Raw genomic sequence first — 26944 nt, 5'->3', positions numbered from 1 at the left:
GGCCACCTGGTCCGAATGGACCTGGCTGAACACCACCCCCGGCCCCGCCGTCACCTGAGGGGACAGGTGCCGCGGGCGGGAGCGCGAGCGCTCCCGCCCGCGAGCCGTCCGCCCCCTCGACGACCACCCACCCCCCGGCCAGCCGATCCCGCCCCGCTACTCCCCGACGCTCCGTCACGTGGCCTGCGCCACCATACGGTTTATTGTCATGCGCAAGGAGGTAACGTTCGTCCGTCTGGCAATGGTCGGCATGCGAAACGGGGGAACGGTGAGCGGGATTCTCGTCCACCTGCCGGCGGGGAACGGCGACGACGCGGTGACCCTGCGGCTCGGTCCGGGAGAGCGGGCGCGCTTCGGCCGCGGCTCCGCCGGCACGCCGGTGGAGCTCCGGCTCGGCGACGAGACGGTCTCCCGGCTCGCCGGTGAGATCCACGCGACCGACGACCACTGGCAGTTGAGCAACCTCAGCAGCACCCACGCCTACCTGGTGGAGAACCCGGAGGGCGCCGGCGAGTATCTGCGGGTGCCGCCGCGGCGGATCGGCGCACCGATCCCGTTCGAGTTCGCCCGGGTGGTGCTGCCCTCGCGGCGTGAGACCCCGCTGTCCTTCCAGGTGTTCGCGCCCGACCACGTCTACCTGGACCCGCACGCCCGCGGCGGCGGCTCCTGGGAGAGCCGCACCATGACGGCGTACTCGCTGGACGAGACCGCCACCTACTTCCTGGTGCTGGTCGCGCTCTGCGAACCGTGGCTGCGCGACCGCTCCCCCGCGGCCGTGCCCACCACCCCCCAGGTGGTCGCCCGGCTGCGCGGCCACCCGGCCTGCGCCCGGCTCACCGCCCGCGCGGTCAGCTCGCACCTGGACTACCTCGCCGACGAGAAGCTCCGCGTCGACCTGCCCGACGACACCGACCGCTCGGACCGCCGCAGCGGCAAGCGCGAGGCCGTCGTCGGCGTCGCCCTGAAGTTCGGCATCGTTCGCGAGGAGCACCTCGGGCTCCTGCCGCGCCCCGAGACCGCCGAGCCGGCACGCTAGGGAGGGGCGCCGTGGTGCGCGACCAGGCCTTCGGCGGAGACGACGGGGAACTGCTGCCGCCCGGCCACCGGGTCGGCGACTGGACCGTCACCGGAGTCATCGGCGAGGGCGGCTGGGCGACCGTCTACGCCGCCCGCCGCACCGGGGACCCGGCCGGCCCGCCCGGCTCCGACGACACCGACATCGGCACCGGTACCGGCACCGGTACCGGTACCGACGCCGACGCCGACGCCGACGACACGGTCGCCCTCAAGGTGCTGCCGGTCGCCGGGCTCGCCCCCCGCCAGGCCCGCCAGGTCGCCGAAGCCGCCCGCCGGGAGGCCGAGTTGGCCCGGACCGCCCCGCACCCCCGGCTGATCCGGCTGCTCGACACCCTCACCCTGGCCGCCCCCGGCCACCCGGCGCTCGACGGCGCGATCGTCCTGGTCATGGAACGCGCCCGGGGCACCCTGCGCGACCTGCTCGCCACCGGCGTCGACGAGGCCCGGGGCGCCGGGATCGTCGCCGGCGTCTGCGAGGGCCTGGCCCATCTGCACCGCTCCGGCTGGGTCCACATGGACCTCAAACCCGAGAACGTCCTGATCGGCCGGGACGGCGAGGTCCGCCTCTCCGACTTCGGCCTCGCCATCGAACTCACCGGCACCCACGGCCACTCGGCCCCCATGGGCACCCCCGACTACCTCCCACCGGAACGCTGGAAGGAACCACTCGGCGAACGCGGCGTCAAGATCCGCACCACGGCCGACATCTGGGCGCTCGGCGTGGTGATCCACGAGGTGTTCGCCGCCGGGGTCCCGCCCTTCCCCGGCGCGACGGCGACCACCCGCAGCGCCGCCGCCCAGCAGTACGCCGAGGGCCGCGCCCCGCTGCGCCTGTCCCCCGCCGTCCCGCCGTTCTGGCGCGCTCTCGCTGCCGACTGCCTCGCCCCCACCCACGCCGCCCGTGCCCCGCACACCGCCGAGAGCCTGCTCGCCCGCGTCCGCGCCCACCGGTCCGGCCGCCGTCCGCGCCGCCCACGACCGCGCACCGCCCTGCTCGCCCTCGCCACCTGCGCCACGGCCGCCGTCACCGCCGCCGCCCTCTGGCCGCACCCGCGGCCGGCCGCGCACCCGTCCCAGATCCGGGTCTTCAACGCCGAACGCGGCTGCCAGGACCGCACCGACCGCGACCCCCAGTGCAGCCTGGGCCTGGCCGTCGACCCCCGGCACCCCTACACCGCCGAGAACGTCCTCCCCACCCGTGTCTGGCACGACGACGTCCTCGACGTCGACTGCCAGCTCCCCACCGGGCTCCCCGTCATCGACGAGGAGGACCGCACCTCCACGCTCTGGTACCGCATCCGCCTCCCCGGACCCACCACCGGCTGGCTCCCGGCCGTCCGCACCAGGGACCGCCCCGCGCTCCTCCCCTGCCCCTGACCCGCCGTTCCGCCGATCCGCCGATCCGCCGATCCGCCGGGGGCAGCACCCCGGATCGTTCCGGATTCCCGGCCGGCGCCGCTCCTTCTACCGTTTCGACGGCGTCCGCCAGTCCGGCCGGCCCAGCGTCCAGGGAGCAGCGATGCCGACCACCGCCACCACCCGCCGGCCGAGCGCCGCCGCCCTCGGGCACGAGGAGCGCGAGGTGCTCCACGCGGTCGGCTGCGGCCTGCGGGACGACGAGATCGCCGCCGCCCTGGCCGTCTCGGAGGCAGCCGTGGCCGGGCGCATCGCGCGGATCCTCGGGAAGCTCGGGCTGCGCGACCGGGCCGCCGCCATCGTCCACGCCTTCGACTGCGGACTGGTCGCCCCGGGCCGCGGCCCCCGCCCGCCGGTGGCGGGCCCGGTGCCGCGGAGCTCCGCCGGCCGGGCGGCCGGAGCGAAGGTGCAGATCTCCGTGCTGGGGCCGCTGCGGGCCCGGTACGACGGGCGGTCCCTGGACCTGGGGCACCTGCGCCAGCAGGCCGTCCTGGCGGCGCTGGCGCTGCGCGGCGGGCGGACGGTCAGTCAGCAGGAGCTGCTCGACGGCGTATGGGGGTCGGAGCCGCCGTTCTCGAACGTGGTGCCGGTCCACGTCTACCGGTTGCGCAAGACCCTGCGCGTCGGGGGCGGCCCGGACGCGGTGATCGAGCACGACCGGTGCGGCTACCGCCTCGCCCCCGGCGCCGCCGAGGTGGACCTGGCGCGGATGGAGGGCCTGGTCACCGAGGCCGGGACGGCCCATCGGGCGGGTGACCCTGCCGAGGCGGTCCGGCTCTGCTCCCAGGCGCTGGACCTGTTCCGCGGGGAGCTGCTGGCCGGCCTGCCGGGCCCGCTCGCCGAACTGGAGCGGCTGCGCCTCACCGAGCGCAGGATCGCCGTCGCGCAGCGGAAGTTGGAGTGGCAGCTGCGGCTGGGCCGGCACTGCGAGGCGATCGCCGAGCTGTTCGCGCTGTCCGCGGAGCACCCCCTGAACGAGCTGGTGGCCGCGATGCTGATGCGCGCGCTGTACGGGAGCGGCCGGCAGGCCGACGCCCTGGCCGTGTTCGACCGCGCCCGCCGCCGGCTGGCCGGCGACCTGGGGGTGCCGCCGAGCCGGATGCTGCGCCGGACGTTCCAGATGGTCCTGCGCGGGGACGAGGCCGGTCTCGGCCTCACCGGGCGCTGAGCCCGGTGGGCCGTCGGCCCCCGGTGGCCGGGGAGTCCCGGCCACCGGGGGCCGACGGAGGGCCCGCGCGAGCGCCCCTCGGCTACCAGGGGTACCAGGCGCCGTTGTACCACTGCTCGCTGGCGCTGTCGTTGTGGTGGTCCATGTTGAAGTCTTCGGGGTAGTTCTTGACGTGGTTGTTCGGGTAGGTCCAGATGCCGGCGGACTCGTCGCAGACGTAGTCCCAGTGGCAGATCGTCTTGACGGGCACGTTGCCGAAGTTCCGGTCGGCACCGGCGAGCGGCGGGCCGATCAGGCCGCCGAAGGGCACGGCGCCGCCGTTGGCACCGGGCGGGCCCTGGCGCTTGGGGTCGGCGACGAGGATGGCGTTGACGTTGTCGAACGTGTTCCAGTTCTCGCTCACCCAGGTGTGCACCACGCCGGCTCCCAGCGAGTACCCGGCCATCTTGACGTGCTGGCCCGGACACGCGGCGCGCTGGTCGCGGACCAGCCGGTTCAGCTCGTTGACGCCCGCCCGGGCGCTCGCACCGTTGGGGATCTGGGTGGGATACCCGACGTGCTGCTGGATGTTGCCGTAGAACCCGTCGTTGTTCCACGAGCTGCCGGTGCCCCCGACAACGATCGTGTAGGTGCCCTCGCACGGGGCGGTCACCCGCGTGGTGGCCGCCTGTGCCGTGGCGCCCTGTGCCGCCGTGAGCCCGACGGTCAGCAGGATTCCGGCCGACGCGGCCGCGATCCTTCGTGCTCGCATTCGATCCTCCTACGCAGTTGGCGCCGACGCGTCCGCACTCCGGTGCGGTCCGCGGTCGGCCCAGGTCACCGGACCACCGTGGCAGCGACCGATGACATCCCGATGACGCCCCCGGCCACCGGTCGGCCACGGCACGCGAAGCGGCGGCACGGACCGGTGCCGGGGTGTCCGCAGCGGCATTCCGCACCTGCGTCCGCTCCGCCGACCGGGGTGAAGTCCTACGTTGTCGAGAGTTCCCTCCCCGCAGGCGGGGCGAGCGGAGGTACGCGTCGTGTCGGACCGGGGTCGGCTGGGTCGGCGGGCGGTAGCGGTCGGCCGAACACATCGGGCCGACGGCATGGGGACGGCCTGGCGGACCGAGGACGAGATGCTCGGCCGGGACGTGGCGCCGAAGAAGCTGCACCCGCGCTCCCATCTCGCCGACGACGCGCTGACCATCCGCCGGGTCGCCGCCGTGCTCGGCGCCGGTCAGTCGTCGCTGTACGCGCACATCGCAACGCCATGCCGCCGAGCTGGTCTCCGGCACCGGACAGGACCGCTTCGCGTTCGCCCTCGGCCTGCTGATGGGCAATCTGCGGGCCGCCCCCGGTTGACCTGCCGTCTCCCGTCCGCGACGTCCGCCGTCGGTTCGCCGCGGTGGCGCAGGTCCGCCCGTGATGGCGCTGTGAATAATCACTGTCGGATCATCGGAGCGCGATGATAGAGATTCGGGGTGGCCATGACACTCGAGTTCCCTGCTCTGCTGCGACTGATCGGCGAACGATCGACCGCCTTCCGCGCCGCGATCGCCTCCGCGCCCAGTCTCGACGCACAGGTACCGACCTGCCCCGAGTGGACGCTGTTCGATCTGGCACAGCACATCGGCGAGGGGCGCCGCGACTGGGCCGCCACCGTCGCCGCAGGGCCCGCTCCGGCCAAGTCCGCGGCGGAGGGCGCGTCGGCCGCGCCTCGGGAGCGCGAGGCCCTGCTGGCCTGGCTGTCGGAGTCCACGGAGCAGCTGGTGGACGCGTTGCGGGAGGCCGGCCCGGATCGCGGTTGCTGGTCGTGGTGGGAGACGCTGCAGTCGCCGCACACCACCGGTGCCGTAGCCCGGCACCAGCTCCAGCAGATGGCGGTGCACACGTACGACGCCCAGATCACCGTCGGTACGCCGCAGCCGCTGCCGGTCGAGGTGGCGCTCGACGGCGTCGAGGAGTTCCTGTCCACCTGCGTCGCCACGACAGGTGCCTGGCCCCACAAGCCCGCTGCCATCGACTTCCATGCCTCCGAGGGTCGCTCCTGGCGCCTCTCGCTCTCTGCCGACGGCGCACGGACCGTCCGCCTCCCCGAGCCCGGCACCCTGCCGGCCACCGCTGCCGGCCAGGAACCGGACGCGGCTCCCGCCTCCCTCTCGGCCCGGGGCACGGCCAACGAGCTGGTCCTCATCCTGCACAACCGCATCCCGATCGACTCCCTGGAGCTCGACGGCGACCGGCGCGTCTTCGAGCAGCTCAGCGCCTGGGACCCGGGCGAGTAGGACGTGACGGCGCGCCACCCCGCACGCCCCGGAGGCTCAGTCGACATCGTCCTCCTCGAGGAGCACAGCCGTGAACAGGGGCACCGTTCCACCCTGCGTACCCTTCCGGGCAACTGATGACAACGATGTCAGCCGATGGCGGAATCGAGAGGCGAGGAGACCGTCCCACACCACGCCGGCTGCGGGTCCGGCGCCGGAACCCGGGCACCGCGCGAGGGCGTCAGCGGGGCAGCTCTCCGGAGCCGCGCTGGATCAGACGGGTCGGGATCTGGAGCCGCTGGGGCTGCGCCCGCTCGCCGTCCATCCGCCGGAAGAGCAGGTCGGCCGCCATCCGCCCCATCGCGGTCGGGTCCTGCGCGACCACCGTCACCGGCACGGGGAGCATGTCGGCGAGCTCGAAGTCGTCGAAGCCGACCAGCGCCGGGTGCGTCCCGCGGGTGGCCAGGTCGCGCAGGACGGCGACGGTCGCCCGGTTGTTGCCGCACATCAGCGCGGTCACCGGCTCGGGGCCGGCCAGCATCCGGTCGAGGGCGAAGCGGACGCCCAGCGGATCGGGCCGGCCCATCGCCACCCAGTGCTCCCCCGTCCCGCACCCCGCGTCCGCCATCGCCTCGCGGTAGCCGGCCAGCCGCTCGGCGGCGGTGTAGATGCCGGGGGCGTCACCGAGGTAGCCGATCCGGCGGTGCCCCTGGCGGATCAGGTGACCGACCCCGTCCGCCACACCACCCCGGTTGTCGGCCAGGACGGTGTCCACCGACAGTCCCGCGGCGGGGCGGTCGACGCAGACCACCGCCGTACCCGCGGCGAGCTCGCCGGCCAGGTAGCCGTGGTCGGCCGAGGTCGGCACGATGATCAGCCCGTCGACCCGGCGCTCGCAGAACTCCAGGGCCAGCTCCTCCTCCCGAACCGGGTCCTCGACGGAGGAGGCGGTCAGCAGCAGCGAGTCGTGCGCGCGGGCGATCTCCTCGACCGCCCGGCCGAGCTGTGCGTAGAACGGGTCGGCGAGGTCCTCCAGGATCAGGCCGATGCACCGCGTCCAGCTGCCCTGCCGCAGCATCCGGGCACCGTCGTGACGGCGGAAGCGGAGCTGCTCGATCGCCGCGCGGACCTTGGCCTCGGTCTCCTTGCTCACGCCCGGCTCACCGTTCACCACGCGTGACACCGTCTTCAGCGCCACGCCCGCGACGGCCGCCACGTCCTTCATGGTCGGTCGCCCGGAGGGTTCCGGCCTGACGCGCTCCGCTCCGACTGGCATGACGAGACCGCCTCTTCCTGGACCTGGGTGCTACCAGCTGGACAGTAAGTCCACCAGGGTAGATAACCTTGCCGATGGGTGGGCAACCGGGTCCGTCCCGCACCTCCGGATCCGGCCACGGCCGGGGGCGCGGGCCCTCGGCGACGGCGGAGAGGTCGGGAAACGGCAGGACCTCCGCGCCCCCGGAGGTCTCCGGGCCGGGGGGCACGGAGGTTCCGGGGGACGGAGGTCCCGAGCGTCGATGAAGCCGATCAGCCCCGGCGCGGGGCCGACGGACGGATCACTTCAGCGGGCGGCAGAGCAGCGCGTCGGGGACGCCGTGCTCGTTCCACTTCCAGGTCATCGCGACGCCGGCGATGTACTCGTCGTCCTCGCACTGGCCCTTGTAGGAGCCCGGCGCCCAGTCGCTCCGCACCGAGCCGCCGGTGGCGGGCCGGTTGTCGCCGTGGTCGAACCAGATGGTGCGGCCGCCGGTCGGCAGCGGCGCGGCGGAGGGCCGGCAGACCAGGGCGACGATCGAGCCGTTGGCACTGTAGCCGGCGGCGAAGGTGTCGTCCGGGCACTGGATCTTGTTGTAGCCCCAGGCCCAGTCACTGGTCACGTACTTCTCGCTGTTGACGACGGTCCAGCCGCCGCTGCCGGCGGCGGGCTCGTCGGCGTCGGTGCACAGACCGCTGCTGTTGCCGCGCCCGAGGGCGATCAGGCGCTCGCCGTCCGGGCAGGCGGCCTTGTAGTTTCCGTACGACCAGTCGCCCTTGGCGCGCATGGTGATCGAGAGGTTCTGGTCACCGCCCGAGAGGCTGAGCATGTTCCAGTGGTCGACCTTGTCGACCTGGCCGGTCCTGCCCTGCGCGTTGACGATCTTGTTCCAGTCGTCGACCCGCCAGTCGCCGCCGTCCTGGAGGCCGGAGCGCTTGCCCTTGGCGTCGTAGGAGATCAGCGCCCAGTTGTCGTTCGGCCTGCCGTTGGCGTCGGTCCAGCCGACCAGCGGCCACATGGCGAAGTCGGTGTCGTGGCTCGCCAGGATGTCGGTGAACCGGTCGAACCAGTCCTTCTCCTTGGCGTTGTCGGATCCGCGGCCGGCGGCGCCGAACTCGCTGATCCACACCGGGGCGGTGAAGTGCTGACCGGCCTCGGTGACGAACAGCGCCTGATCGCCGACGACCTTGACGAGCTCCTCGGGGCTGAGGTCCTGGTACCGGGGGTCGTTGGTCTCCCCGTTCTGCCAACCACCGCTCGCACCGGTGTGGTTGGGCCCGGTGTAGCCGTAGAAGTGCGCGGCGTAGACCAGCTTGCCCGACCGGACCAGGGTGTTCGACAGATGGCCGACCGGGGTGAGCATCGGACGGCCGTGGCTGAACATGCCCTGGGGGATGCCCTGCCAGTTGATGCCCTCCATGACGATCAGCATGTCCGGGTCGGCCTCGAGGATCGCGTTACCGGCCTCCTCGAACGCCTTGTAGAGGTCGTGGCTGTCCCCCGTGCCCCAGTTGGGGTCGTCCCAGGTGTCGCGACGGACCTCGTTGCGCAGGTCGGCGCCGACCACCCGCTTGTTCGCCTTGTAGCGGTTCACCAGGAACACCCAGTCGTCGACCCACTGCTGGGTGGACTGACCGCTGTTCCACCGCTCGTTGCCGTCCAGGGAGCAGCAGAAGCGGTAGCTGGTGGTGTGGTTGTTGAGGACGACCGCGAAGCCGTCGGCCGTGAGCGCGGCTACCACGGCGTCGTAGACCTGCAGCGGGGTCTTGCCCCTGAGCTGCGGGTTGGCGGTGACCGCCGCGTCGGGCACCGTCGTGGTGTCGTGGACCATCGCGTTGGCGAACGGCAGCCGGACGCTGTTGATGCCCAGGCCGTGGAAGTCCGACATCAGCTGGGCCATCGGCACCCGGTCCAGACCGAGCGGGATGTTGTGCGACACCTGCCCCGCCTGGTTGTTCGCCGGGTCGTCGACGTCCCCGCTGCCCTCCCAGGTGCCCTGGGCGCCGGCCCAGTTGGCCGACTTCAGCTTGAAGCGGTCTCCCTTGGCGTCGACGACGTACCGGCCCTGGGTGCTCAGCGGGCCCGTCCAGGACGCGGCGAGCTGTCGGCCCGTCAGCACCGGGGCGCTGACCGCGGAGTCGGCCGCGGCGGCGACCGGCACCGCGGTGACGCCGGGCACGCCCGCGAGGACGAGTGCCGCCGCGGCGACCGCGGCGGGCAGGAAGCGGGTGACCGATCGCCGGACAGCAGGAGTCGTGCTGCTGGATCTCATGGTGCTTTCCCTCCAGGGGTGGGGGACGGTGGCGTCCCGGAGTGGTGCGACCGTGGATTGCTGCGGCCGGACCGCAGGGCGGTCCGGTGTCGGGGCGCGGCTGGTGGTGGCGATGGGGAGTACGGCTCGTCGTCCGACGTGGCCCGGTTTCCGCCGTGCACGGCCGGCGGTGACGGGCACCGGCGGGGACGGGCACCGGCGGCTCGGTGCGGGTGTTCGGGCCCCGGTGGCCCGGTCGGAAACACGGCGGCACCGTACTCGTAATGAAATAACTTTGCCTAGTATTGATTTTCAGCCACTCGCGCCCTACTCTCTGGCCGCCTTCTCCCCCCGGGACCCCCCGTTCCCGTCCCGGGGCCGGGGCGCCGCACCACGCCCCGCCCTTCGGCCGGTGACGTGCCGCCCGGGTCCGCTCGAATTTCGGCGTACGGAGATCAACCTGCCGGACACGGACGGCGGGACGGGCTTCCCATCGGTCTTTCCATCGACCGTCCCGTCGGCCTTCCGGTCGGCCGGGTGCGATGGGTCGCGGCGCCGGGCGCGGCCGCCGCGGGCCGGTCGGGGTCAGCTCCGGACGCGGCTGACCCGCCCCTCGTCCCAGACCGGTTCGTCGGCCTCGACCACCCGGCCGTCCGCCCGGAAGACCAGGAAGCGGCTGAACACCCGGGCGAACCAGCGGTCGTGGGTGACCGCCACCACCGTCCCGGTGAACGCCGCCAGGGCCTCCTCCAGCGCCTCGGCCGAGATGAGGTCGAGGTTGTCGGTCGGCTCGTCCAGCAGCAGCAGCGTCGCCCCGGCCAGCTCCAGCAGCAGGATCTGGAACCGCGCCTGCTGGCCGCCCGACAGGGTCTCGAAGTTCTGCCGGCCCGCGCCCGCCAGCCCGTACCGGCTCAGGGCCGACATCGCGCGCTCCAGGTCCAGCCCGGGGCGGTCGCCCTCGCCGGCGCCCAGGATCTCGGCCGGCGTCCGGCCGGCCCACTCCGGGTGCCGATGCGTCTGGGCGAACAGCCCGGGCCGCACCCGTGCGCCCAGCCGGCACTCGCCGGTGTGCGCCACCGTACCGGCCGCCTCCCCGCCGGCCTCGTCCAGCAGGCGCAGGAAGTGGCTCTTCCCGGACCCGTTCGACCCGAGCACGCAGACCCGGTCCCCGAAGAACACCTCCAGGTCGAACGGCCTCATCAGGCCGCTGAGTTCGAGCCCCTGGCAGGTGATCGCCCGGACGCCCGTCCGGCCGCCGCGCAGGTCCGGCGCGACCCGCTGGCGGCGCGGCGGCGCGGGCGGCGGCCCGGCCTCCTCGAACTTCGCCAGCCTGGTCTGCGCGGCGTGGTAGCGCGAGGCCATCTCGTCGCTGATCGAGGACTGCTGACGCAGCGTCCGGACCAGCTCCTTGAGCTGCTCGTGCTTCTCGCTCCAGCGCTGCCGCACCTCGGCCGCGCGCTGCCAGCGGGCCTCGCGGGCCTCGGCCCAGGTGGCGAACCCGCCGCCGTGCGTCCAGGCCGTGCCGCCCTCCAGGGTGACCACCTGGCCGGCCGTGCGGCTCAGCACCTCCCGGTCGTGGGTGATCAGCAGCACGCCCTGCCGGGTCTGGGCGAGCTGCTCCTCCAGCCAGCGCTTGCCGGGCACGTCGAGGTAGTTGTCCGGCTCGTCCAGCAGCAGCAGTTCGGCCGGGCCGCGGAGCAGCGCCTCCAGGACGAGCCGCTTCTGCTCGCCGCCGGACAGCGTCGCCACCTCGCGGTACTGGGCCACCTGGAAGGGCGTGCCGAGCGCGGCGACCGTCACGGTGTCCCAGAGCACCTCGTAGTCGTAGCCCCCGGCCTCGCCCCAGTCCACCAGCGCCTGCGCGTAGCGGAGTTGGGTGGGCTCGTCGTCGGCCTCCATCATCGCGAGCTCGGCCGCGTCGAGGGCGGCGGCCGATGCCCGCAGCGGCGGTGGCGCGACGGTGAGCAGGAGGTCCCGGACCGTCCGGTCGTCGCGCAGGCTGCCGATGAACTGCGGCATCACCGCGACCGCGCCCTGGCTGCGGAACGACCCCCGCTGCGCGGGGATCTCTCCCGCGAGTATGCGCAGCAGGGTGGTCTTGCCCGCGCCGTTGTCGCCGATGAGCGCGACGGTTTCGCCTGCCGGTACCCGGAACGAGACGTCGTGGAAGAGCTCGCGACCGTCGGCGAGAACATGACCGAGACTGGCGGCTTCGAGGTAGCCCATGCGCGGATTGTAGCGGCCGGTCACTCGGTGGGCGATCCATTTTCGGTGCCGCTCCGGAGCGGGCTCGGCCGCCCTGGTGAATCATCAACTCCCGTTCATCGGATCATCGTTAGTCGCTCGATCGCGTAATTCACTCGCAAGTCGGAATGCTGGATAAAGCCCTTGTGCCATTCCGTGATCTGCGGAACGGTTGTACCCGAAGGAAGCGGAACCGCAAGGCGGGTGTGATCTCCCTCCGGCGTTCCCCGTGTTCGTCCGCGCCGCCGCGCTCCTTCCGATTCCGACCCTGCCGGCCCTGCCAGGAAGGCGAGAGATATCCCATGCCGTCCGATCTCGCTTCGCACTCCGACCACCACAGCTCGCGGTCCGGTCCGGCCACCGTCGCACTCGTCGGCGCGGAATTCGGCTGGGGCAGCTCGGGGAAGCTCAGTGCCGTGCTCTCCGCCCTGCGGGACCGGCCCACCCCTCCCCTGCGGTTCGTCGGGCTGGCCTCGGGGCTGGGCCGCCCGCTGCTCGCCGAGCACGCGGTGGACGCCTGGCACGACCTGCCCGCCGATCCCGGGCGACTGGCCCCGGCCGTCGAGGAGTTCGTGCGGTCCCAGGGGGTGCGGGCCGCCGTGGTCGTACTGGACGGCGCCGCCGCGACGGCCCTGCTGGCGGCCGGGGTGCCCACGGTGTTCGTCGACAGCCTGCCCTTCCTCTGGTCCGAGGGCGACCGGGCCGCGCTGCCGCTGGACGCCACGGTGTACTGCGCGCAGAAGAGCGTCGAGCTGCCGCCCGAGTGCCTGGACGTGCTGGCCGACGCCCGGGCGCTGCGCTGGGTCGAGGCGGTCATCGCCGCGCCCCGCGGCCCGGATCCGGCGACCGGCCACCGCCGCGCCGGCCCCCGCCGCCCGTACCGGAGGGCGCTGGTCAGCCTGGGCGGGCTGCGCGCGCCGACGCTCGGCGATCCGGAGCACTACCCGCGCCTGGTCGTCCCCGCCGCCCTGGAGGCCCTCGCCGCCCACGGGGTCGAGGAGGTGCACATCGCCGGCAACCTACCCGCCGAGCTGGCGGGCCGGCTGGTCGACGAGTCGGTCGCCCCGCCCCGGACGACCACCGGCCCGCTCGGCCACGGCGCCTTCCTGGAACGGCTGGCCGACAGTGACGTCCTGCTGACCTCGCCCGGGCTGACCACCCTGCTGGAGGCGGGCGGCCTGCGCGTCCCCACCGTCTGCCTGCCGCCGCAGAACCTCAGCCAGATCTTCAACGGCCGCTACCACGGCCAGGCGCTCGGGGCCCCGTTGCGGGTGCTCTGGCCCAAGGACGTGCTCGTCGAGGAGGAGGCGCTGGCGCTGCGCTCCGAGGGCGAGGACCACGCGCTGGAGCTGATCTACGACTCGATCGGGCGGGCCGCGCTCGGCGCCGACCGCCCGGCCGTCCGCCACGCCCTGCGCGACGGCGTCCTGGCGGCGCTGCGCCGGTCCACCGCGGTCGACGACTGGGGCGCGCTCACCACCGCGGTCGGCACCGGCGGAGCGGTCCAGGTGGCCGACGCCCTGCTCGGCGTCCTGGCCGCACCGGACCGGCCCGTCTGACCGCCCGTCCCGGGCGCACCGCCCGTCACCCGCCCCGCCTGTCCCGTGAGTCGTCTGGAAGGTCCCCCCTCCGTGCGTGCACGTGATCGCTACCTCTTCATCCGGATCCTGGAAGCCTGCAACGCCGACTGCTTCATGTGCGAGTTCGCACTCTCCCGCGACACCTTCCGCTTCTCCCGCGAGGACTTCGACGACCTCCTGCCCAAGGCCCGGGCGGCCGGCGTGGGCTACGTCCGGTTCACCGGCGGCGAGCCGCTGATGCACCCGCACGTGGTGGAGCTGGTCCGCTCGGGCGCCGCCGCCGGGATGAGGATGTCCCTCATCACCAACGGGTCGCTGCTGCCCCGGATGGCCGCCCCGCTGGCCGCGGCCGGCCTGGCGCAGGTGATCGTCAGCCTGGACGGCTCCTCGGGCGCCACCCACGACGTCTACCGGCGCTCGCCCGGGATGTTCGACAGCGGGCTCGCCGGTCTGCGCGCCGCCGCGGAACTCGGCGTGCTGCCCCGGGTCAACACCGTCGTCGGGCCGCACAACTACACCGAGATGCCCGCACTGCAGGAGGTCCTGACCGGGGCGGGGGTGCGCCAGTGGGAGCTGTCCGCCCTCAAGCTCGACCGCAGCATCACCTACCCCGACGCCGACCACGTCCGAAGCGTCTGCGATCCGGTCTACGACGCCGATCCGGCCGCGCTGCTCGTCCCGATGGGCAAGCGCTTCTACGGCGACACCCCGCAGGAGCAGGAGCGGTACTTCGCCGACTCCGTCACCCCGCGCGCGGCCGAACCGCTCTGCCACGTCGCGGACGACGTCATCTACGTCGACGGCAAGTACGGGCGGATGTACGCGTGCAGCTGCATCCCGCACCGGGAGGGCGACGACGGGCCGGGTGGCGCCCCGCTGCGGGAGCAGGGGGTGATCCAGCTGGACACCCCGGTCTTCCGGGCCCACGCCGACTGGTTCCGCGAACGCGGTCCCGCGGTGTGCAACGGGTGCTCCACCACCGCCGCCGGATACAGCGACGACGTGGCGCGGCTGGGGGCGGTGGGCCCGTGGCACTACTGAGCTCCGGTCGGCAGGCTCCGGCCGCACCCGACCGACCGGGTCCCCTGGACCCCGGCACCGACCCGGCCACGCCCACCCGGCGTGCGCCCGACGGCCCGGATTCGGCGGCGGCCCAGGGCTCGCCGCACGGCCCCCGTGTGCTGCTGAGCGCCCGGCCGGACCAGCTGGACTCGACGCTCGCCCTGCGGCGGGTGGCCGCCCACCTCGGCGACCTCCGTCCGGTCGGCGCCGAGGACGTCGATCCGCCGCCGGTCACCGCACTGGTCTGCGACGACGTGGCGAGGACGGAGCACCTGCTGGGCCTGGGCGTGCCGGTGGTGCACCTGATCTCGGGCCACCCGGCCGCCGGGGTGCCGCCCGAGCGCCTGCCGACCGAGCGCCTGCCGGCCGGCACCCCGGCCGCCGACAGCCCGGCGGCCGACGCGCCGCCGGAGCGCGCCCTGGGGCGGGTCCACCGGCCCGGGTGGCTGCCGGCGGCCGGGCCCGCCGGCCGGGGCGTCCGGCCCACCGGAGTGCTCGCGCCGCAGCGCACCGGCCGGAGCCGGTCCCGCTCGGGCACCCTGCTGCTGCTCTCGCTCTGGCGCGTCCCCGCCGCCGAGGCGGAGGCCTTCGCCGGGGCGGCACTCCCCGCCCTGGTGGCGGCCGCGCTGCACCGCACCGGGAGCTGCACCGTGGTCGCCGACACCGGGCTCGACCTGCTGCGATCCGCACTGGGCGGCCTCACCGGGCGGCCGGGCCTGCGGCTGGGCCGGGCCGCCGAGACCGACCCGGACGCGCTGCACGCCGAGGCCGCCGTGTTCCTGGCCTCCCCGGTGCTCGGGGCGCTCGCCCTCGCCCAGGCGCGGCGGGCACCGCTGGCCCTGCTACCGGCGCTCGGACCCGCCCAGCGCGCTCTGGCCGAGCAGCTCGTCGGCGTCCTGCCCCTGCCCTCGGCCGAGGATCCCGCGGATCCGGGCCTGTGGGCGCAGTCCGGCGCCGGCGGCGCACCCGCCGCGGGCCCGTGGCACCTGCTCGACCCGGCCCTGGACGACCTGCGCGGCGCCCAGCGGGTCGCCCGCACGCTGCGCCAACTCGCGCTGGCTCCGCTGTGAGCCGCCGCCCGCCCCGATCCGCGCCCCGGACCCCACCCGGGCCCCGGCCCCGTCCTGATCCCCACAGCACCCCGTCCGCCCGCCGGTCCGGCCCCACCCGTCCCGGCCACCTCCACAGCCCCACCCTCAGCACCCTCAGCACCCTCAGCACCCTCAGCACCACCCTCACACCCGTCGACCGCGTCGTACTGGAGCCGCCATGTCCGACACCCTTCGCGAACCCACGGCTGTCACCCGCCCCGAACTGATCCGTCCCAGGGTCCCGGAGAGCGACTGGGACGACTGGCGCTGGCACATGCGTCGGCGCATCACCACCCTCGACAAGGCCCGTCAGTGGATCAACCCGAGCCCCGACGAGGAGAAGGCCATCGCCGGGGTGGCGGGCAAGTACCGCTGGAGCGTCACCCCGTACTACGCCTCGCTGATGGACCCGGACGATCCCAGCTGCCCGGTCCGGCAGCAGGCGGTGCCCGCGCTCGGCGAGCTGATGGAGTTCCCCGGCGCCGAGGTGGACCCGGTCGGTGACACCTTCTACCGCAAGACCAACCGGGTGGTGCACAAGTACCCGGACCGGGTGATCATGCTGATCACCGAGGCGTGCCCGGTCTACTGCCGCCACTGCACCCGCAAGTTCCACACGACCGACGTCGACGGCACCTACTTCCGCGACGACGAGGGCGGTTCCTACGACGAGGACCTCCGCTACATCGCCGACCACCCCGAGATCCGGGACGTCCTGCTGACCGGCGGCGACCCGCTCTCCTACCAGGACGGCAAGCTGGAAGAGATCATCGCCGGTCTGCGGGCGATCCCCAGCGTGGAGATCATCCGGATCGGCAGCCGGTTCCCCGTGCTGCTGCCCCAGCGGATCACCGACGACCTCTGCGCGATGCTCGCCAAGTACCACCCGGTCTGGCTGAACACCCACTTCAACCACCCGAAGGAGATCACCCCGGAGGCCGCGGCGGCCGTCGACCGTCTGCTGCGGCACGGGATCCCGGTCGGGAACCAGACGGTGCTGCTGCGCGGGATCAACGACGACGTCGCCACCATGCGCACGCTGATGACCGAGCTGCTGCGGATCCGGGTCCGGCCGTACTACCTGTACCACTGCGACAACGTCACCGGGGTCTCGCACTTCATGACGTCCGTCGAGAAGGGCTGGGAGATCATGGCCGGCCTGCAGGGCCACATCACCGGGTTCGGCGTCCCCCAGTACGTCCTCACCACGAAGATCGGCAAGATCCCCATCCCGCCGCCCTCCTACACCCAGATCCCCGAAGGCCTGCTGCTCCGCAACCACCGAGGCCAGGAGATGGTCGTCGACGGTTCCGCGCAGCCGCTCACGGAGTCGGACACCGCATGAGCTCACTCGACAAGCGGCTCGGGCAGCGCTTCCTGCCCTACGGCGCGAACTACCTCGACTGGTCCGACATGTCGGAGCTGCGGAAGGTGATCGAGCACCAGGTCCTCTTCCGCTACCAGACCGAGACCGAGAGCATGGCCTCCCGGCTGGAGCGGACGGCGGCCGAGCGGCTGGGGGCGGGCCACGCGCTGGCCGTCCACAACTGCACGGAGGCGCTGCGGCTCGCGCTGATCTCCACCCGCCCCGCCGTCGGGGACCTCGTGTACATCCCCGCGGTCACCTTCGTCGCGGTGGCCGGCGCGGTGCTGTCCTGCGGCCTGATCCCGGTACTCGTCGACGCCGACGACTCGCTCTCGATGGACCCGACGCTGGTGCCGCCCGACGCGCAGCGGGTGATCGTCGCCCACATGGAGGGCACCGTCGCCCCGCTGCCGGCCGGGGTGCCGTACCTCGTCGAGGACTGCGCGCAGTCGCTCGGCGCCCGCTTCCCCGACGGCCGGCAGGTCGGCACGGCGGGATACGCCGGGACGTTCAGCTTCCACCACAACAAGGTCCTCACCTCGGGCGAGGGCGGCCTGCTCGTCACCAACGACGAGGGCGCCTGGTCGACCATGCGCTGCTACCACGACCACGGCTCGGCCCGGGTGCCGGGCCACTACCCGACCTGGAACCAGGACGCCCACTTCGGTGAGAACTTCGTGACCAGCGAGCAGGTCGCGGCCGTCCAGTGCCAGCAGTTCCGGCACCTCGACGAGCTGCTCGCGGGGCTGGAGCGGATGTACGCCATCGCGATGGGCGAGCTGCCCGACCGGCCCGACCTGGAGGTCCGGCCGCGGGCCGCCGGCGACGTCAAGGTCAGTCTGCGGTTCCGCTGCGAGAGCCGGGAGTTGCGGGACGCCGCGGTGGCGGCGCTCAGCGCCGCCGGCATCGCCAACTGGACGCTCGGGAAGTACCTGCTGCCCGACCACCCGGTGCTCACCGGCCGCCGTTCGCTCTACCGCGACGGCTTCCCGTGGAACCACGCCCCCGACGCCCCCCTGGCCCTCAGCCACGACGGCTTCGCCCGGACCAGGGACGTCCTGGACCGCACGCTGTGCGTACCGCTCTCCCCGGAACTGCCCGAGGAGGAGCAGGCCCTCGCGGCCAAGGCCGTCCGCCAGGTGCTGGAGTCGGTGTGAACGACACCGAGGTGCTGCTGATGGTGGACGACCGGCCGTCCTCCTTCACCCGCTACGCCGCCCGGGAACTGGCCGACCGGCTGGTCCTGCTGCGGTTCGCCGAGACGCGCCAGGACCTCTCGGAGGACTACCTCCTCGAAACCGCGCACCTGCCGGCCTTCTGGGTGCGCGAGGGCGCGGCGCCGGCCCAGGAGGCGCAGCGGTACCGGCAGTGGGCGGCGGGGCTGCCGGTACCGCCCACGCGGTTCTGCAACCCGTCGGAGCCCCGGCAGGCGGTGGCCCAGCGGTTCGCGGCGCTCGCCGGCCTCCCGCACCTGACGGAGCAGCAGGTGACCCTGGTCCGGGACAAGGCCGTCATGAAGGAGCGCTTCCGGCAACTCGGCCTGCGGACGGCGGAGTTCGCCCGGGTACGGTCGGGCGCCGAGATCGGGCGCTTCGCCGACCGGCACGGCTGGCCGGTGGTGCTCAAACCGGTGGACTCGTTCGCCTGCGTGGACACCTACCGGCTGGCCGGGCCGGGCGACCTCGCCGGGATCGACCTCGGCGCCCGGCGCTGGATGGTGGAGGAGCACCTCGGCGGCACCGAGTGGGAGGTGTGCGCGATCGTGCTCGGCGGCGAGGTGCTGGACGCCTGGCCGAGCGCGATGCCCTGCCGCCCGCTGGACATCGTCGACGGCGCGATGAACGCCAACATCAGCGTCGGCACCGGCGACGGGCCGGCGGTCGACGTGCGGGCGCTGGTCCAGCGCGTCATCACCGGGATGGGCATCGACCACGGGTACGCCCACATGGAGTTCTTCCTGATCGACGGCGAGGTGTACGCGGGCGAGATCGGTGTCCGGTTGGCGGGCTGCGAGATCCCCGCCAACCACGGGCACGCGTACGGCTTCGACGTGTTCGGCGCGACGCTGGCGGTCTACCTCGGCCGCCGGCCGGAGCTCGACTACCGCGAGCGCCGCTGCGCGGGCGACCTGCTGCTGCCGCTGCCCGGGTCCGGGACGATCCGGCGGATCACCTCCCGGGAGGAGCTCCTGGGCCTGCCCGGGGTGGTCGACGCCGTCCTCAAGGTCGGTGCCGGTGACCGGGTGGCGGCCCGCCGGGCCTCGCACAACGCCTCGGGGTACGCCCATGTCGTGGGAGGGTCGGTCGCGGAGGTGGAGACCCGGATGCGCGAGGTGCTCGACCGGTTCACCATCGAGGTGGTACCGGCCCGGGAGGCCGATGCCGTCCCCAGCTGACCCCCGCCGGGCCGGCCGCCCGCGCAGCGGCCCGGCGCCCGACTCCGCCGCCCCGTACGGTTGTTGAACGGAGACCGACCGCGTGACCCTCCCCCCCGGCGGCCTGCCCCGTCGCTTCCTCGACCTGCTCACCCGACCCCTGGTGGCCGGGCCGGCCTGGTGGAGCGTGGTCTCCAGGCTGCCGGTCTACCTGATGTCGCTGGCCCTCGTCCTGACGGTCCGTGAGCAGGGCGGCGGCTACGCCCAGGCCGGCCTGGTGGCCGCGCTGTACACGCTGGGGATGGCGCTCGGCAGTCCGCTGATCGCCCGCCACCTCGACCGGCGCGGACGGGCGGCGGTGCTGACCGCGACCGCCCTCGCCTACCCGGCGGCGCTCACCGTGCTGGTGTGGTTCACCCACCCCGGTGGCTGGGCCCAGCCCGCCGCGGCGGTCGTCGCCGGGGCGGTGCTGCCGCCGGCGAACGCCTGCATGCGCTCGCTCTGGGCGCGGCTGCCGCTGCGGGAGGAGGAACGCGAGACGGCCTACCTCTGGGAGGCCCTGCTGACCGAGGTGCTGGTGATCAGCGCGCCACTGATGCTGGCGGCGCTGATGCTGGTCGGCTCCGCGGGCCTGGCGCTCACCACGGTCGCGGTGATCGGCGGCCTCGGCACGCTGGGGCTCGCGCACACCCGGCTGCCGGCCGGTACCGAAGCCGCCGTCACCAAAGCCGCGGTCACCGAAGCCGCGGTCACCGGAGGCCGCGGCCCCGAAGCACCCGGTACCCAAGGCCCCGGCGCCGCCGGCACCCGTGCCGACGGCGCCGGCACGGCCCACCATGACACCGACCGGTCCCGGTCCCCGGCTGCCGGGGGACCCGCCGACCGGAGTGACCCGCGCCGGCTGCTGGGCCCCCTGCGGGAGCCGGCGCTGCTGGCGCTGACCGCCGTGATGGCCCTGTCCGCGGTGCCCATCGGCCTGCTGACCCTGGCCATCCCGGCCTTCGTCGACCGGCACGGGGCTCCCGGCGGCGCCGGCGTGGTCTACGCGTGCTGGGGGGTCGGCAGCGCCGTGGGCGCCCTCTGGCTCGGCCGCTCGCAGTCCGAGGTGGCGCCGCAGACGCGCTTCCCCCGGCTACTGCTGGCCTACGCCCTCGGGACGGGTCTGACCCTGCTCGCCGGTTCCCAGCTCGGCCTCGCGCTGGCGCTGGCCGTGGGGAGCGCACCCATCGCGCTGGTCTCCGCCACCGAGATGACCCTGGTGAGCACAATCGCCGACGGCCGGTCCCTGGCCGAGGCGTTCACCTGGGCCTCGCTCGCCACCGTTCTCGGTGACGCGCTGGGCCAGCAGGCCGGCGGGCTGCTGATGGACCCGCTCGGGCCGCGCGCGGTGTTCGCCGTGGCGACCGGCACCGCCCTGGCGGCCGCCGCACTGGCCTTCGCCTGCCGGGGGTTGCTGACCCGGCGGGCGGCGCCGATGGTGGAGTGCGCGGTATGACCGCCGGACCCGCCGGCCGCGGCCCCCCGGCCGCCCGCGCAGCGGTCCGCCGGTCCGCCGGCCCGTCGCACCCGCCGTCCCATCCGTCCTTCCCACGCCCCAGAGGTGGTCCACCATGAACGCCGCCCCCGCCGACCAACGGCCCGACCTGCCCGGTCCGGCCGCCCTGTTCCGCACCGTCACCCGGCACCAGTTACCGCGGGCCGTGCGGGAGTTCCTGGACTCCCCGCAGCTCCTGCCGGTGCCGGTGCCCACCGACGACCGCGCCGACCTGGCGCAGAGCGTCGAGCTCGCCGGCCGGCTGTACGGCGGCCGGCGGCAGCCGCACCCGCTCGACTTCGGGATCGTCCTCGGCGCGGCCGAGCTGCCCGAGGGGCTCGCCGAGCTGGCCCGACCGCTCGCCCGGACATGGGTGGCCGAGGAGGAGTTGGCGGACGTCGCGTCGTTCCGGGCGCGGCACAGCGGTTCGCTGCTGCTCGTCGGCCGCTACGACCGGCTCACCCTCGACCCCGTCCGGGACCTGCTGCTGGACACCTACCGCGGCCGGCGGCACGGGCTGACGCTGCTGAGCGGCCGGGACGACGCCTCGGTCGGCTGGAACATCGCCAAGCAGTACGCCGAACCGGCCCTCGACGTCGACGCGCTGGGCCTGTTCACCGACACCGACCGGCCGCCCCGGCTGCCCGGGGTCCAGGTCTTCGACGACCGCGACTTCGAGCGCGAGGACATCCAGGCCCGGATCCTCGGCACCCGGTGGCGGCGGGTGGCCTTCCAGGGGCACGGCAAGGACGACAGCGTCAACCTCGGCGAGTTCACCATCTGCGGCCTCAACGGCACGGCCGCGGCCGTGCCCGGGCTGCTCGGCCCGCGCTGCGCCTACGGACTGCCCTGCTACAAGCCCGAGGACAAGCTCGTCCCGCTCAACCGGGTGGAGGCCGTGGAGCTGGTGCTCAGCGCGTGCAACAGCGGCCCGCTCGCGGACCTCGCGCTGTACGACCCCAAGTACCAGCTGCTGCTGAACGCGCTCGACGGCCCGGCCCGCACGGTGGTCTCGGCCGTGTCGGTGCACGACTCCGACCGGCCGGAGAACGTCGCCTGGATGCACGGCGCCCTGGTCGGCGCGGACTCCGTCGACACCCTCAACGCCAGCCTGGCCGGCTCGCACCCGTACCCGGCGTTCATGCGCTTCGGGCTGCCGGCGGCGCCGGAGGACTCCCCGCCGCCGCCCGCCCCGGCGGACCACCGCCCCGACCAGCTGCTGCTCACCGTGGGCGCCCGGCTCACCGCCTACCTCGGCTCGGAACTGCTGCCGCACAACCACCCGCTGCGGCCCCGGCTGACCAGGCTCGCCCGGAAGGTCGACCTCTGGGTGGCGCGGCCGACCCATCTCGCCGACCAGTCGCCCGAGCAGGTCCACGGCTCGCTGACGGCCGACCTGCAGTCCCTCGACCACGTGATCACCGAACAGGTCGCGGCCAACCCCGAGCACGAACTGATGAACTACCCCGCGCACTTCGGTGACCGCAGCAGCCTGGACCCGCAGGTGCGCGAGGTCACCTGCCACTGCGGCCGCCCCGCCCAGGAGTTCACCCGGCGCGGCCTGCTCCCGCACATCCTGGACACCACCTGCGCCGTCTGCATGCGCTGCGGCGACGTCACCTTCCGGCTCCCGGACTCCCCCGCGCTGCTCGCCCACGCCCCCGACGAGGTCGAGCAGGGCGGGGTGCTGGAGATCCGGGCCGTGGTCACCGCGGCCCGGAGCGGCCCCGTCCGCCTCGGCCTCTTCGTCCCGAGCTACCTGCGCGAGGACACCACGGTCGAGCCGGTCACCACCCGGCTCCGGCTGACCGGCGGCCGGCCCGAGGAGGTGGGGTTCCGTGTGCGGTTCGCCGCCGACACCGCCCCGCAGGCCTACTACTTCACGGTGTTCGCCGTGCAGGACCTCGCCGTCTCGACGGCCCGGCGCCACTTCGGGGTCGTCCCCCGCAGCGCCTGACCCACCGCACAACCCAAGGAGTCTCAATGACTGAGTCAAGCCGCTTGCGCGACCGGCAGCTCGGGGGTGAATACCCGGTTGTCCCGCAGGAGAGCCCACAGGACGCTGACCCGCCGACGGGCCAGGGCGATGATCGCCTGGACATGCTTGCAGCCCTCGCCGCGCTTCTTCAGGTAGAAGTCCCGGTTCGGCCCGTCGCGCATGATGCTGGTCTGGGCAGACATGTAGAAGACCCGTCGCAGGCGGCGGCTGTAGCGTTTGGGCCGGTGCAGGTTGCCGGTGCGGCGTCCGGAGTCCCATGGGACGGGCACCAGCCCGGCCGCCGAGGCGAGGTGGCCGGCATCCGCGTAGGCCGCCAGGTCGCCGGCGGCGACGACGAGCTCGGCGCCGAGTATCGGCCCCATGCCGGGCAGGGACTCGATGATCTCGGCCTGCGGGTGAGCGTGGAAGGTGTCGCGGATCTGCTTGTCGATCCGCTTGAGCCGGTCGTCCAGGGCCAGGATCTGGGCGGCCAGGTCGGCGACGATCGCGGCGGCGACGTCTTCGCCGGGCAGCACAGTGCGCTGGGCCTCGGCGGCCTCCAGCGCGGTGGCGGCCACCGCGTCGGCGCCGCGCACACTCCGGTTGGCCAGCCAGGCTGTAAGCCGGGCCCGACCGCGGCGGCGTATCGCCGCCGGGGTCTGGTAACCCGTCAGCAGCACAAGGGCGCCCTTGTGTGCGGAGTAGTCGAAGGCCCGCTCCAGGGCCGGGAAGATGCCGGTCAGCACATCGCGGAGCCGGTTGATCATTCGCACGCGGTCGGCGACGAGGTCCGAGCGGTGAGCGGTCAGCAGCGCCAGGTCGGCCGCGAGCTGGGCGGGTACCTCGATCGCGGTGAAGTCCCGGCGCTGGCGGGATGTTTCGGCGATGACGTAGGCGTCCCGGGCGTCGGTCTTCGCCTCGCCCCGGTAGGCGCCGGACATGCGGTTGACGGTCCGTCCGGGCACGTAGACGGCCTGCTGGCCGTGGGCCGCGAGCAGGGCCAGCAGCAAGGCGGAGGACGTTCCGGAGATGTCCACCGCCCAGTGAACCTCGTGGGCCAGTTCCAGGATCTCGCCGAGCGCGGTCAGGATCGCCGTCTCGTCGTTGTCGATCTTCTTCGACCACAGCGTGGCGCCGGCCTCGTCGACCACGGTCGCCCAATGATGGCCCTTGCCGGCGTCAACGCCAGTCCAGGCGTGGGCACTTCGCTTGCTCACTCACCCCTCCTCGATCCCACCGACATCCCGTTGGCCCGAGGAACACCCCGCCGTCGTCTCCGTAATCAGCGACCGCACAAAGCGCGCATATCTCAATCAGCGGCCAGGGCGCCCCGGAGAGCCGGACGGCCACTCCTTCGCAGCCACTGAAGGCAGAGAACCATAAGCCACATCCGGCCCTCCCGGGCCGCCTAACACCTTACGGAGAACCATGGAGAGCCAGACCAAGCCGGCGATCGAACTGATCGAGCAGAACGGCGAGGTGACCCTCAGCATCGGTGGCGAGCAGGCCATGCAGGCCTGGGAGCGGGACCTGATGTGGGCCAGCGCGGACATGCTCTGCGAGTACGGCCAGGACTTCTACGAGGTGGGGCTGGGCCTCGGCCTGTCCGCGCTGCGGATCGCGGGCAACCCGGCGACCCGCCGGCACACCGTGCTGGAGCTCTTCGACGAGGTCGAGGACCTCTTCCGGGCCCGCCACCCCGAGCTGCCCGGCAACCTCACCATCGAGCGCGGCAACTTCTTCCAGCGGATCTTCGAGCTGCCGTCCGAGAGCATCGACGGGATGTTCTTCGACCCCGCCCTCGACATGGACGTCTGGACCGACGCCGAGCTGTGGGCCAGGACCATGCCCGAGGTCGTCCGGGTGCTGCGCCCCGGCGGAGTGTTCATCCCCTTCTTCAGCACCAAGCCGGAGCTGCGCTGGCAGTACCTGCCGCACTTCCGCTCGATCCGGGTCGAGCGGCACCCCTTCGTCGCCTACGACACCACCGAGTACACCCACGGCGGCACCAGCGGTGACGCCTTCATCCAGTGCTTCCTCAAGGACTGACCGGTCCACCGCTCCCCCTCGGCCGGTCCGGCCCGTGACCGCCCCGCCGGCCGACCCCCACCCACCCCGCGCACCGGCGCTGTTCCGGAGGTACCTCCCCCATGAGCATCACCCTGACCAACGGCTCCCGCCCCGACCTGGGCATCCGGTCGGTGTTCCTCGCCGGCCCGTTCATCCAGCTCCTGGACCCGGAGACCGGAGAGATGTCCGCCGAGTCGCGGGCTCCGTTCGACATCCTGATCAAGCACTTCGAGTCGCAGGGGCTCGCCGTGCACAACGCCCACCGCCGCGAGGCCTGGGGGGCGGAGCTGATGCGGCCGGAGCAGTGCACGAAGCTCGACCAGGACGAGATCCGCAAGGCCGACGTGTTCGTCGCCCTGCCCGGCCACCCGGCCTCGCCGGGCACCCACATCGAGATCGGCTGGGCCAGCGCCTTCGACAAGCCGATCGTGCTGCTGCTGGAGCGCGACCGGGAGTACACCTTCCTGGTCCAGGGCCTGCACACGGTGGCCTCGGTGGAGTACGTGGTTCACACGGACCTCGCCGCCGGCCTGGCGGCCGTCGACCGGGCGGTCGACCTGGCGGTACTGCGGCAGCGGGAGGGCAGCGGCGCCCGGTGACCGTCCTCCGACCGACTCCCGGTCCCGTCCCGTCCCGCACCCCGGGCCGGGACGGGACCCGTCCGGCCGTGCCGCCGCACCGCCCGGCCGGACGGCCGCCGTCCGCCGGCGCCCCGGGCCCGTCCGTGGGGCCGTCCGCAGCCCCATCCCCAGACCCGTCGCCAGACCCGTCCCCGGGCCCGTCCCTGGGCCACGGCTCCCGGGCGGCCCCCGCGGGCCGCCCACCGGGCCGCCCACCGGCCCGGCTGCTGGCCGCGCTGCTCGCCTGCCTGGCGCTGGTCGCCACCGCGACGGGCTTCGCCCCGCCCGGCCGGGAGCGGTCCGCCGAACCGGCCGGCACACCGGCGGCGGCCGCCTACACCGTCGCGCTGACCGGGGACTCCTCGGGCGCCCGCTGGACCGGCCACGAGCGGGTGAGCTTCACCAATGTCTCGGCGCAGCCCCTCCCCGAGGTCTACCTGCGGCTGTGGGGCAACGCCCACGGGGGCTGCCCGGCGCCGGCCGTCACCGTGACGCGCCTGGTCGGGGGCACCGCGGCCACCCTGTCGGCCGACTGCACGGTGCTGCGGGTCGCCCTGCCGGCCCCGCTGCGCCCCGGGGGGCGCCACAGCATCGGCTTCGACCTCGAGCTCAGGGCACCGGAACTCGCGGACAAGGCCGGGCGGTTCGGGCGGCACGGGGCGTACAGCCACTTCGGCAACGCCCTGCCGGTGCTCGCCGTGCGGGACGCCGACGGTTGGCACCTCGACCCGTTCACCGACACCGGGGAGTCCTTCTACGCGCTGGCCGCCGACTTCACCGTGGTGCTCGACCACCCGGCGGCCCTAGGGGTCCCGGCCTCCGGAAGCTCGGCCGACGGCCCGGGCGCCGCCGGACGGACCGTGACCACGGCGACGGCCCGGCAGGTGCGTGACTTCGCCTGGTCCGCGGGCCCGTTCGAGAGGAGTTCCGCGGTCTCGGCCGGCGGGGTCAGGGTCACCGTGCACGCGGTGGCCGGAGTCGGTGCGGCGGACGCCCGGACCATGCTCGACCTCGCCGTGTCCGCGCTGGACACGCACGCCCGCGCCTTCGGCGGCTACCCGTACGCGGAGCTGGACGTCGTGCTGGACGACGACCTCTGGTTCAGCGGCATGGAGTACCCGGGCTTCGTCCTGGACCGGGTGAAGACGACCGCCCTCGTCCACGAGATCGCGCACCAGTGGTGGTACGGCATCGTGGGCGACGACCAGTACCACCAGCCCTGGCTGGACGAGTCCTTCGCCGAGTACGCCACCGACCTCGCCCTCGGCCGGGACGGCGCGGACTGCTGGAGCCGCGTCGCCTGGTCCGCCCCCGAGGAGCGGATCACCAACGGCATGGCCTACTGGGACGAGCACCCCGACCGGTACGGGGTGGTGGTCTACGACTACGGCGCCTGCGCGCTGCACGACCTGCGGCGGCTGATCGGTGCGGACGCGATGGCCCGCCTGCTCCGCGGCTACACCCGCGCGCACTGGTACGGCGTGAGCGGCACCCCCGCGTTCCTGGCCGCCGCCGGGGCCGCCGCTACGGAGGACCTGGCCCCGTTCTGGGCGGCGCACCGGATCAGCGCCTGAACGGCCCCGGCGCTCCGGAGCCGCTCAAGCAGGAGCCC

General features: G+C 73.8%; 20 protein-coding genes. 15 read left to right on the top strand and 5 right to left on the bottom strand.

Going from position 1 to position 26944, the window contains the following annotated elements:
• Positions 1 to 268 precede the first annotated feature (268 nt).
• The 3 genes from ACFWA9_RS21435 to ACFWA9_RS21425 all read left to right on the top strand — a co-directional run bounded on the left by ACFWA9_RS21435 (position 269) and on the right by ACFWA9_RS21425 (position 3661).
• Positions 269 to 1036 carry a serine/threonine protein kinase gene (locus ACFWA9_RS21435; RefSeq protein WP_359804001.1) on the top strand — a complete coding sequence of 256 codons (768 nt, stop codon included), beginning with the start codon at positions 269 to 271 and terminating at the stop codon, positions 1034 to 1036.
• A gap of 11 nt (positions 1037 to 1047) precedes the next feature.
• A complete protein-coding gene (locus ACFWA9_RS21430) occupies positions 1048 to 2454 on the top strand; it encodes a serine/threonine-protein kinase (protein ID WP_380388939.1) in 1407 nt (468 codons plus the stop codon).
• A 142-nt stretch (positions 2455 to 2596) separates the two neighbouring features.
• Positions 2597 to 3661: a BTAD domain-containing putative transcriptional regulator gene (locus tag ACFWA9_RS21425; RefSeq protein ID WP_380388937.1), complete on the top strand. Its 1065-nt coding sequence runs from the start codon at positions 2597 to 2599 to the stop codon at positions 3659 to 3661.
• A gap of 82 nt (positions 3662 to 3743) precedes the next feature.
• Here ACFWA9_RS21425 and ACFWA9_RS21420 read toward each other — a convergent pair whose 3' ends face one another.
• Positions 3744 to 4412, bottom strand: a complete 669-nt coding sequence (locus ACFWA9_RS21420; protein WP_329486270.1) for a cutinase family protein — start codon at positions 4410 to 4412, stop codon at positions 3744 to 3746.
• Between the two features lie 712 nt (positions 4413 to 5124).
• Between ACFWA9_RS21420 and ACFWA9_RS21415 the strand changes: the two genes are divergently transcribed.
• Positions 5125 to 5928 (top strand): maleylpyruvate isomerase N-terminal domain-containing protein, encoded by an 804-nt coding sequence (locus ACFWA9_RS21415; protein WP_380388935.1) that lies wholly within the window; start codon positions 5125 to 5127, stop codon positions 5926 to 5928.
• A 220-nt stretch (positions 5929 to 6148) separates the two neighbouring features.
• Here the strand turns inward: ACFWA9_RS21415 and ACFWA9_RS21410 are convergent, their stop codons facing one another.
• The 3 genes from ACFWA9_RS21410 to ACFWA9_RS21400 all read right to left on the bottom strand — a co-directional run bounded on the left by ACFWA9_RS21410 (position 6149) and on the right by ACFWA9_RS21400 (position 11639).
• Positions 6149 to 7183: a LacI family DNA-binding transcriptional regulator gene (locus ACFWA9_RS21410; protein ID WP_380388933.1), complete on the bottom strand. Its 1035-nt coding sequence runs from the start codon at positions 7181 to 7183 to the stop codon at positions 6149 to 6151.
• A 280-nt stretch (positions 7184 to 7463) separates the two neighbouring features.
• A complete protein-coding gene (locus tag ACFWA9_RS21405; RefSeq protein ID WP_380388931.1) occupies positions 7464 to 9434 on the bottom strand; it encodes a glycoside hydrolase family 5 protein in 1971 nt (656 codons plus the stop codon).
• Positions 9435 to 9998: 564 nt separating this feature from the next.
• The gene (locus ACFWA9_RS21400; protein WP_352291368.1) at positions 9999 to 11639 is read right to left on the bottom strand and encodes an ATP-binding cassette domain-containing protein; all 1641 of its coding nucleotides are present in this window, start codon (positions 11637 to 11639) and stop codon (positions 9999 to 10001) included.
• 320 nt (positions 11640 to 11959) lie between these two features.
• On the opposite strand from ACFWA9_RS21400, the gene ACFWA9_RS21395 reads away from it, so the two are divergent.
• The 8 genes from ACFWA9_RS21395 (at position 11960) to ACFWA9_RS21360 (ending at position 22621) form a co-directional block, all read left to right on the top strand.
• The gene (locus ACFWA9_RS21395) at positions 11960 to 13216 is read left to right on the top strand and encodes a hydroxymethylcytosylglucuronate/cytosylglucuronate synthase (protein WP_380388929.1); all 1257 of its coding nucleotides are present in this window, start codon (positions 11960 to 11962) and stop codon (positions 13214 to 13216) included.
• Positions 13217 to 13288: 72 nt separating this feature from the next.
• Entirely contained in the window at positions 13289 to 14278 is a 990-nt protein-coding gene (gene blsE / locus ACFWA9_RS21390; protein WP_380388927.1) for a cytosylglucuronate decarboxylase, read from the top strand.
• A gap of 137 nt (positions 14279 to 14415) precedes the next feature.
• Complete coding sequence (blsF, locus tag ACFWA9_RS21385; protein WP_380388925.1) at positions 14416 to 15369, top strand: CGA synthase-related protein; 954 nt, start codon at positions 14416 to 14418, stop codon at positions 15367 to 15369.
• A 199-nt stretch (positions 15370 to 15568) separates the two neighbouring features.
• Positions 15569 to 16735, top strand: coding sequence for an arginine 2,3-aminomutase (blsG, locus tag ACFWA9_RS21380; RefSeq protein ID WP_380388923.1), 1167 nt, complete (start codon positions 15569 to 15571; stop codon positions 16733 to 16735).
• Positions 16732 to 17913, top strand: a complete 1182-nt coding sequence (locus tag ACFWA9_RS21375; protein WP_380388921.1) for a DegT/DnrJ/EryC1/StrS family aminotransferase — start codon at positions 16732 to 16734, stop codon at positions 17911 to 17913. Before blsG ends, ACFWA9_RS21375 begins: the two co-directional genes overlap by 4 nt.
• Complete coding sequence (locus tag ACFWA9_RS21370) at positions 17910 to 19151, top strand: ATP-dependent carboxylate-amine ligase (RefSeq protein WP_352291373.1); 1242 nt, start codon at positions 17910 to 17912, stop codon at positions 19149 to 19151. Before ACFWA9_RS21375 ends, ACFWA9_RS21370 begins: the two co-directional genes overlap by 4 nt.
• A gap of 82 nt (positions 19152 to 19233) precedes the next feature.
• The gene (locus tag ACFWA9_RS21365) at positions 19234 to 20625 is read left to right on the top strand and encodes an MFS transporter (RefSeq protein WP_380388919.1); all 1392 of its coding nucleotides are present in this window, start codon (positions 19234 to 19236) and stop codon (positions 20623 to 20625) included.
• 115 nt (positions 20626 to 20740) lie between these two features.
• The gene (locus ACFWA9_RS21360) at positions 20741 to 22621 is read left to right on the top strand and encodes a hypothetical protein (RefSeq protein ID WP_380388917.1); all 1881 of its coding nucleotides are present in this window, start codon (positions 20741 to 20743) and stop codon (positions 22619 to 22621) included.
• A gap of 35 nt (positions 22622 to 22656) precedes the next feature.
• Here ACFWA9_RS21360 and ACFWA9_RS21355 read toward each other — a convergent pair whose 3' ends face one another.
• Positions 22657 to 23859, bottom strand: coding sequence for an IS110 family transposase (locus ACFWA9_RS21355; protein ID WP_380388915.1), 1203 nt, complete (start codon positions 23857 to 23859; stop codon positions 22657 to 22659).
• A 211-nt stretch (positions 23860 to 24070) separates the two neighbouring features.
• Here ACFWA9_RS21355 and ACFWA9_RS21350 point away from each other — a divergent pair, with 211 nt between their 5' ends.
• The 3 genes from ACFWA9_RS21350 (at position 24071) to ACFWA9_RS21340 (ending at position 26906) form a co-directional block, all read left to right on the top strand.
• Complete coding sequence (locus ACFWA9_RS21350) at positions 24071 to 24691, top strand: class I SAM-dependent methyltransferase (RefSeq protein ID WP_352291376.1); 621 nt, start codon at positions 24071 to 24073, stop codon at positions 24689 to 24691.
• Between the two features lie 101 nt (positions 24692 to 24792).
• Positions 24793 to 25311: a nucleoside 2-deoxyribosyltransferase gene (locus ACFWA9_RS21345; protein WP_329486286.1), complete on the top strand. Its 519-nt coding sequence runs from the start codon at positions 24793 to 24795 to the stop codon at positions 25309 to 25311.
• 125 nt (positions 25312 to 25436) lie between these two features.
• A complete protein-coding gene (locus ACFWA9_RS21340; RefSeq protein ID WP_380388913.1) occupies positions 25437 to 26906 on the top strand; it encodes a M1 family metallopeptidase in 1470 nt (489 codons plus the stop codon).
• The last annotated feature ends 38 nt before the right edge of the window (positions 26907 to 26944 follow it).

Source organism: Kitasatospora sp. NPDC059973 (assembly GCF_042737525.1).
Classification (GTDB): domain Bacteria; phylum Actinomycetota; class Actinomycetes; order Streptomycetales; family Streptomycetaceae; genus Kitasatospora.
This window is presented reverse-complemented; position numbering and strand designations above follow the sequence as displayed.